Annotated in this window: 8 protein-coding genes; 5 read left to right on the forward strand and 3 right to left on the reverse strand. The window is 67.2% G+C overall.

Annotated features, from left to right (window positions below; translation table 11 throughout):
• A partial coding sequence (locus tag ACSVDD_RS29395) for a hypothetical protein (RefSeq protein WP_448192974.1) occupies positions 1-423 on the reverse strand: 423 nt, incomplete at its 3' end.
• A gap of 457 nt (positions 424-880) precedes the next feature.
• Between ACSVDD_RS29395 and ACSVDD_RS29400 the strand changes: the two genes are divergently transcribed.
• The 5 genes from ACSVDD_RS29400 to ACSVDD_RS29420 all read left to right on the forward strand — a co-directional run bounded on the left by ACSVDD_RS29400 (position 881) and on the right by ACSVDD_RS29420 (position 5,389).
• Positions 881-1,897: a sulfate ABC transporter substrate-binding protein gene (locus ACSVDD_RS29400; RefSeq protein ID WP_448192975.1), complete on the forward strand. Its 1,017-nt coding sequence runs from the start codon at positions 881-883 to the stop codon at positions 1,895-1,897.
• A gap of 30 nt (positions 1,898-1,927) precedes the next feature.
• Complete coding sequence (gene cysT / locus ACSVDD_RS29405; protein WP_448192981.1) at positions 1,928-2,797, forward strand: sulfate ABC transporter permease subunit CysT; 870 nt, start codon at positions 1,928-1,930, stop codon at positions 2,795-2,797.
• Positions 2,787-3,665: a sulfate ABC transporter permease subunit CysW gene (gene cysW / locus ACSVDD_RS29410; protein ID WP_448192976.1), complete on the forward strand. Its 879-nt coding sequence runs from the start codon at positions 2,787-2,789 to the stop codon at positions 3,663-3,665. Before cysT ends, cysW begins: the two co-directional genes overlap by 11 nt.
• Before the next feature lie 25 nt (positions 3,666-3,690).
• Positions 3,691-4,731 carry a sulfate/molybdate ABC transporter ATP-binding protein gene (locus ACSVDD_RS29415; protein ID WP_448192977.1) on the forward strand — a complete coding sequence of 347 codons (1,041 nt, stop codon included), beginning with the start codon at positions 3,691-3,693 and terminating at the stop codon, positions 4,729-4,731.
• Positions 4,732-4,792: 61 nt separating this feature from the next.
• Positions 4,793-5,389 (forward strand): BON domain-containing protein, encoded by a 597-nt coding sequence (locus tag ACSVDD_RS29420; protein WP_448192978.1) that lies wholly within the window; start codon positions 4,793-4,795, stop codon positions 5,387-5,389.
• Between the two features lie 35 nt (positions 5,390-5,424).
• On the opposite strand, the gene ACSVDD_RS29425 is transcribed toward ACSVDD_RS29420, so the two are convergent.
• Both ACSVDD_RS29425 and ACSVDD_RS29430 read right to left on the reverse strand, forming a co-directional pair.
• Positions 5,425-5,805 (reverse strand): response regulator transcription factor, encoded by a 381-nt coding sequence (locus ACSVDD_RS29425; protein WP_448192979.1) that lies wholly within the window; start codon positions 5,803-5,805, stop codon positions 5,425-5,427.
• Positions 5,806-5,869: 64 nt separating this feature from the next.
• A complete protein-coding gene (locus ACSVDD_RS29430) occupies positions 5,870-6,334 on the reverse strand; it encodes a MarR family transcriptional regulator (RefSeq protein WP_448192980.1) in 465 nt (154 codons plus the stop codon).
• Between the last annotated feature and the right edge of the window lie 616 nt (positions 6,335-6,950).

A 6,950-nucleotide genomic window follows, 5' to 3' on the forward strand; every position in this document is an offset into this window, starting at 1 on the left:
CCACACGAAGAAACCACCAACGTCTTCGGCACGGACGACGGCGCCCCGTCGCTTCAACTTGCCGAGCGATGTGCTGACGGATCGGGCAACAGCGGCATGCGCGTCGCGGTCGCTCGGGGGGGGAGCTTTGACCGCCATGATGGCGGTGATCAGGTCGGCCGTGGCGACGCCCGACGCGCTGTCGCGCAGCAGCCTGAGGATGAGGCGCGACAGTTCCGATTGACGGAAGAGGCGGACGGCGGGGGAGCGGCGTCGACCGGTAGCGGCGGGGAGGTGGAGGTCCGGGGCGAAGAGGCGGATCGTGCCGTCGACGTTGGTGATGTCGGAGCGCGCGGCCTCGATCTCACGCTGAAGGGTTGCCAACCTGTCCATCAACTCGGCGCGCTTGCTCACCAGCGCGTCGACCAACTCCGTGTTGCGCATCGTCGCGGCCCTGCATTCGCTCGCAATGATATTTTACAGGAACCATCGCACGTTAAGGAATATTGCTGAGTGGTGTATGCTCCATCAGGCCGCACGAAAACGGGCGACGTTGCATTCGCAAAGCCCCTCTCCCCGCTCCCGCACGGGAGAAGGGCTTTTGTCTGTAGACGCATGTCTGGCGTTGAGGACCCCAATCCTATTCCAATTTGGCGGTAGGAGCAAGGCCGCGCATTCACCAAAAATCTTTTGCCCTTCGCCCCATCCCAAGTGTTTGAACAGACGCGCTTTTTGTACGTCCGCGCCGCTCGCCAAAGCACCCCCGGCAAACCCGGTCGAAAAAAGGGCTTCCCAAGCGGACAATCTTCGATCAATCTCTACGCATATAATAGAAAAAGCAAAAATCGTATCACACAGTAAAATGTGTTGTTTTCTGGAAACGCAATCGTGGGGAAACCGCATGCCGTCGATTCGCTTTCGCCCTTTCCTGGTCGCCGCGGGCATCGTGCTGGCCGCCCTGGGGGCTCGGGCCGCCACCACGTCCGATACGATTCTCAACGTTTCCTATGATCCGACACGGGAATTCTACACCGAGTTCAACCAGCTCTTCGCCAAGAAGTGGCAGGCGGAGACCGGGGCGAAGCTCCAGATCAAGCAGTCGCACGGCGGCTCGGGCAAGCAAGCGCGCTCGGTCATCGACGGGCTGGCCGCCGACGTGGTGACGCTGGCGCTGGCCTACGACGTGGATGCCATCGCCGACACCGGACTGATCGCCAAGGATTGGATCAAGCGCCTGCCGGAGAACTCCGCCCCTTACACCTCGACCATCGTGTTCTTGGTGCGCAAGGGCAACCCCAAGCAGATCAAGGATTGGGACGATCTGCTGAAGCCCGGCGTGCAGGTCATCACGCCGAACCCGAAGACCTCGGGCGGGGCGCGCTGGAACTACCTCGCCGCCTGGGCCTACGCCCGCGAGAAGAACGGCGGCGACGAGGCCAAGGCCAAGGAGTTCGTGGCCAAGCTGTTCAAGAACGTGCCGGTGCTGGACAGCGGTGCGCGCGGCTCGACCGTCACCTTCACCCAGCGCGAGATCGGCGACGTCCTGCTGGCCTGGGAGAACGAGGCGCACCTGTCGCTTCAGGAGTTCGGCGCCGACAAGTTCGAGATCGTCACGCCGTCGCTCTCCGTCCTCGCCGAGCCGTCGGTCGCCGTGGTCGATTCCGTGGTGGACCGCAAGGGCACCCGAAAGGTCGCCGAAGCCTACTTGCAGTTCCTATACACCCGAGAGGGGCAGGAGCTGGCGGCCAGACACTATTATAGGCCGCGCCACCCGGAACTGGCCGGGGCGCAGTATGCGAACCGCTTCGCCAATGTTAGGCTGGTCACTGTCGATCAGGCCTTCGGGGGATGGCGTGAGGCGCAGAAGCAGCATTTCGCGGACGGCGGAATCTTCGACCAGATCTCCGGGGCGCGCTGACCGGTGTCCTCGGTGTCCTCGGTGTCCTCGGTGTCCCTGTCCGAAACCGTGCCCCTGCGCAGCGGGGGTACGGTGCTGATCCGCCCCACGGTGATCCCCGGATTCCGGCTAACGCTGGGCATCACGGTCACCTATCTCAGCATCATCGTGCTGTTGCCGCTGGTGGCGCTGGCGGTGAAGGCCGCCGGGCTCGGCTGGGCCGGCTTCTGGAACGCCCTGCTGACCGAGCGCGTCCTGTCGGCGTTCAAGGTCAGCTTCGGGCTGTCGCTGGCCGCGGCCACGATCAACGCCTTCGCCGGCCTGCTGGTGGCCTGGGTCCTGGTGCGCTACCGCTTTCCGGGCAAGCGCATCGTCGATGCCTTCGTCGATCTGCCGTTCGCGCTGCCGACGGCGGTGGCCGGCATCGCGCTGACGGCGCTGTACGCGCCCAACGGCTGGGTCGGCGCGCTGCTGAAGGACTGGCTGGGGGTGAAGGTGGCGTTCACGCCGCTGGGCATCGCCATCGCGCTCACCTTCATCGGCCTGCCCTTCGTGGTGCGCACGGTGGAGCCGGTGTTGCAGGACCTGCCGCCGGAGGAGGAGGAGGCCGCGGCCTGCCTGGGCGCGTCGCGCTGGCAGACCTTCCGCCACGTCATCCTGCCGGCGCTGACGCCGGCGCTGGTGACCGGGTTCGCGCTGTCCTTCGCCCGCGGGGTTGGGGAGTACGGGTCGGTCATCTTCATCGCCGGCAACATGCCCGGCGTCACCGAGATCGCGCCGCTGCTGATCGTCATCAAGCTGGAACAGTACGACTTCGCCGGTGCGGCGGCGGTCGGCACGCTGATGCTGATGGTGTCGTTTGCCATGTTGCTGGTCCTCAACCTGCTGCAATACTGGATGCGGAGGCGTCATGCCCGGTAGCGGACAACCCTCCCGCTCGACACTGGCCCAATCGGTGCTGGCCGAGCCGGTGTGGCTGCGCGCGGCGCTGATCGGCGGCGCGCTGGTCTTCCTGGCGCTGTTCCTGCTGCTGCCGCTGGTCGTCGTCTTCACCGAGGCGCTGAAGCGCGGGCTGGGCGCCTATTGGGACGCGCTGATCGAGCCGGACGCGCTCGCCGCCATCCGCCTGACGCTGATCACCGCGGCCGTCGCCGTGCCGCTGAACCTGCTGTTCGGCGTCTGCGCGTCGTGGTGCGTGGCGAAGTTCGAGTTCTACGGCAAGAACCTGCTGGTCACGCTGATCGACCTGCCGTTCTCGGTGTCGCCGGTGATTTCCGGCATGGTCTACGTGCTGCTGTTCGGCCTGAACGGCCTGCTCGGGCCGTGGCTGCGCGAGCACGACATCCAGATCATCTTCGCGCTGCCCGGTCTGGTGCTCGCCACCATCTTCGTCACCTTCCCCTTCGTTGCGCGCGAGCTGATCCCACTGATGCAGGAGCAGGGAACCGAGGAGGAAGAGGCCGCCGTCGTGCTGGGCGCCTCGGGCTGGCAGACCTTCTGGCGGGTGACGCTGCCCAACATCAAGTGGGGCCTGCTGTACGGCGTGCTGCTGTGCAACGCCCGCGCGATGGGCGAGTTCGGCGCGGTGTCCGTCGTTTCCGGCCACATCCGGGGCGAGACCAACACCATGCCGCTGCACGTCGAGATCCTGTATAATGAGTACAACTTCGTCGCCGCCTTTGCGGTCGCGTCGGTGCTGGCGCTCCTCGCCTTGGTCACGCTGGTGGCCAAGACGGTGCTGGAGTGGCGGTTCGGGCACGAGCTGGCGGCGACGCGGCGCGGCGGATAATGCCGGAAAGGGCAAGAAACACACCATGGGCCTGAGACTTTCCGGGATTTCCAAGCAATTCGGCGACTTCCGGGCGCTGGACAACGTCGACCTCGAGGTGCGGACGGGCGAGCTGCTGGCCCTGCTAGGGCCGTCGGGGTCGGGCAAGACGACGCTGCTGCGCATCATGGCCGGCCTCGAACAGCCGGACGCCGGCAGCCTGCAACTGCACGGCTCGGAGGCGCTGGGCCTCAAGCCGCGCGAGCGGCAGGTGGGCTTCGTGTTCCAGCACTACGCGCTGTTCCGCCACATGACGGTGCTGGACAACGTCGCCTTCGGCCTCAAGGTGCGACCGCGCGCCGAGCGCCTGCCCAACGCCGAGATCCGGCGGCGGGTGGAGGAGCTGCTGCACCTCGTGCAGCTCGCCCCGTTCGCCGACCGCTATCCGGCGCAGCTCTCCGGCGGGCAACGGCAGCGCGTGGCGCTGGCCCGCGCGCTCGCCATCGAGCCCAAGGTGCTGCTGCTCGACGAGCCGTTCGGCGCCCTGGACGCCAAGGTCCGCAAGGAGCTGCGGCGCTGGTTGCGCGGCCTGCATGACGAGATGCACATCACCTCGGTCTTCGTCACCCACGACCAGGAGGAGGCGCTGGAGCTGGCCGACCGCGTCGTGGTGATGAGCCAGGGCCGCATCGAGCAGATCGGCACCCCGGCCGAGGTCTACGACAACCCGGCCTCGACCTTCGTCTACGAGTTCCTCGGGCAGGTGAACCGGCTGGATTGCGTGGTGGACGGCGGCGTCGTCGCCATGGCCGGCGGCGCCCTGCGGGTGGTGACCGACGATCTGGTGCAGGGGCCGGCCATCGCCTTCGTCCGGCCGCACGACGTGTCGCTCTCCCCTGACCCGGAGGGGCCGGGCAACGTGCTGGGCGTCGTCACGGTGGGGCCGCAGGCGCGCATCGAGGTGGGGCTCGCCGGGCAGATCCTGGAGGCGGAGATGCCGCGCGACCGGCTGGCGCAGATCGGCCTGCGCCTCGGCCACCGCTGCGCCGTGCAGATCGAACGCGTGCGCGCCTTTCCGCGCGTGTAGGGGCGGAACGGCCCTCCCGGATGGGTGTTGTGCCTACAGCGCGCAACGGGAGGAGCCGACCATGGACGACGGGCACCGCTGGAGAGCCGAGCGCGGGCGCTGGCTGGGGCGCGGCGACCCCAACCAGTACAGCCGCTACGGCCGTGACGAGGAATGGGAAGGCCGCTTCGGGCCGGAAGACTACGGCGGCGGCACCAGCCGCGGCGGCGTCGATTACGAGCGCGGCGGCTTCCAGATCCGCGGCGGCACCGGTCGCGGCGATCTGGAGCGCGGCTTCGGCCAGGGCCGGGCGTTTCGCGACTATGGGCGGGACGAGTGGAGACGCGAGGGGCGCGGTCACCGCGGGCGTGGCCCGCGCGGCTACACGCGCTCCGACGACCGAATCCGCGAGGACCTCAGCGACCGGCTGACCGATGACCCGTATGTGGACGCGTCCGACATCGAGATCGCGGTGAGCGGCGGCGAGATAACCCTGAGCGGCCACGTCGAGCACCGCAGCGCCCGGCGCCGCGCCGAGGACATCGCCGAATCGGTTTCCGGCGTCACCCACGTGCAGAACAATCTGCGCGTCCGCCAAGCCGCCAGCACCAATGCCGGCGCCTCCGCCATGGCCGGCATGGAGGGAAGCGGACGCGACTCCGGCAAAACGCGCCGGTAAGGTCCGGGAGGGCAGGGGGCGGGACGCTGCCGTCCTCAGTCCTTGCGCTTGGCCAGCAGCTCGTCGATGGCGGCGATCAGTTCCTCGTTGTCGAAGGGTTTGAACAGCAGCCGGTCGGCGCCGTACATCTCCGACATCTTCAGCGAAATGGAGGCGGGGAACGCCTCGGTGCCGCCGGACATGGCGATCACCGCGGCCTTACAGCCGCCGTCGCGCAGGCGCCGCACCGTCTCGATCCCGTCCACCCCCGGCATCATCATGTCGAGCACGATGGCGTCGAAATCTTCGCGCACGACGAGGTCGAGGCAGGCGGCGCCATTGTTGGCCTCGACCACGCTGTGCCCCCTGTCCTCCAGCGCCACGCGCAGCAGCGCGGTCACCGCCGGCATGTCGTCGACGACGAGAACGCGCGCCATCAGATGGGCGCTCCGGCGCGGGGGGGAGCGGGTGAGCGACGCTGCATGACGGATTCCCCGGTCTTCATTCCGCGGCCTCCTCCTGGTGCGGCGACGGCCCGCCGGTGCGGTGCGAGCGGCGGATCAGCAGCGTGCGCAGCACCTGATCCAATCCTTCCGCCAGATGGCGGTGGTGCGCATCGTCGAGCGCGGTGATGGCGGCGGCCAATTCATTGAGTGGATCGTTCTCCAGCACCGCCCGTCCGGCCGGGGTCAACTCCACGTTCACCGTGCGGCGGTCGCGCTCGCCGCGCGTGCGGTCGAGCAGCCCCTTCTTGAGCAGCGCGGCGATGGTCTGGCTGGCCGTGCCCTTTGTGGTGCCATGATAGCGGGCGAAAGCCACGACGCTGCGGGCACTCGGCGTCGCCTGGGCAAAGTAGCGCAACGCCGACCATTGGGCCGGGTTCAATCCTTCGGTGAAGGCGAGGCTGGCGGTGGTGCGCAGCACCTGTGCCATGACCTCTGCGGTCGCGCGCGCGCTGGGGCGCATGCCAAGAATCCTCACGCGTGACAGGTTCCGCACTCTGACGTGTCTGCACCTTGTCCCACCAGTGTATCCGAGCCTCGCCCCGTGGCAAGAAGTGGAGGTGAAAAAACCTCTGGACAGTCCGTTTGGACGCGCCTATACACCGCCTCCCCGGTCGGAAGCCGGAGCCCGGACGGGCTTCGAACCAAGAGCGGGGCGGGCCTGGAAGGCCTGAAGTGATGGTGATTTCTGGTGCCGGACGTCCGGCCCGCCGCGAAAGCGGTAAGCAGGACGGATGAGAAACTTCGCAGAAAGGTCTTGACGGCCGAATGCGAAGGCGCTAGAAAGATCCTCCGCTGCGGACGACACGTTCGCCGCTCCTTCGATCTTCCAGACTTGTTGACGCGGCCCAAACCGGGTTTCCCGGCTCTGGATTGCGTCCGGTCCTTCGAAGGGGCCCTGGATCTTTGACAAACGAATACCGAAAAGAGAAGGGATGCGCAGGCGGTCGGCTTTGCTGGTCGGGGTTCTCGGGTTTCAGAGGACACGGCACAATCGCAAGGATCGATCGGAGCGCATCCGACAAGCCAAGCAAGAGACGAACAGAATCGCGCTTAGGTGTAAGGAGTATCGCTTCGGC

Source organism: Azospirillum terrae (assembly GCF_053470425.1).

Bases quoted from the DNA above. Each gene is read 5' to 3' on its own strand.
- ACSVDD_RS29400 (WP_448192975.1), top strand. From the start codon at position 881: ATGCCGTCGATTCGCTTTCGCCCTTTCCTGGTCGCCGCGGGCATCGTG.
- cysW (WP_448192976.1), top strand. From the start codon at position 2,787: ATGCCCGGTAGCGGACAACCCTCCCGCTCGACACTGGCCCAATCGGTG.
- ACSVDD_RS29415 (WP_448192977.1), top strand. From the start codon at position 3,691: ATGGGCCTGAGACTTTCCGGGATTTCCAAGCAATTCGGCGACTTCCGG.
- ACSVDD_RS29420 (WP_448192978.1), top strand. From the start codon at position 4,793: ATGGACGACGGGCACCGCTGGAGAGCCGAGCGCGGGCGCTGGCTGGGG.
- ACSVDD_RS29425 (WP_448192979.1), bottom strand. From the start codon at position 5,805: ATGGCGCGCGTTCTCGTCGTCGACGACATGCCGGCGGTGACCGCGCTG.
- ACSVDD_RS29430 (WP_448192980.1), bottom strand. From the start codon at position 6,334: ATGCGCCCCAGCGCGCGCGCGACCGCAGAGGTCATGGCACAGGTGCTG.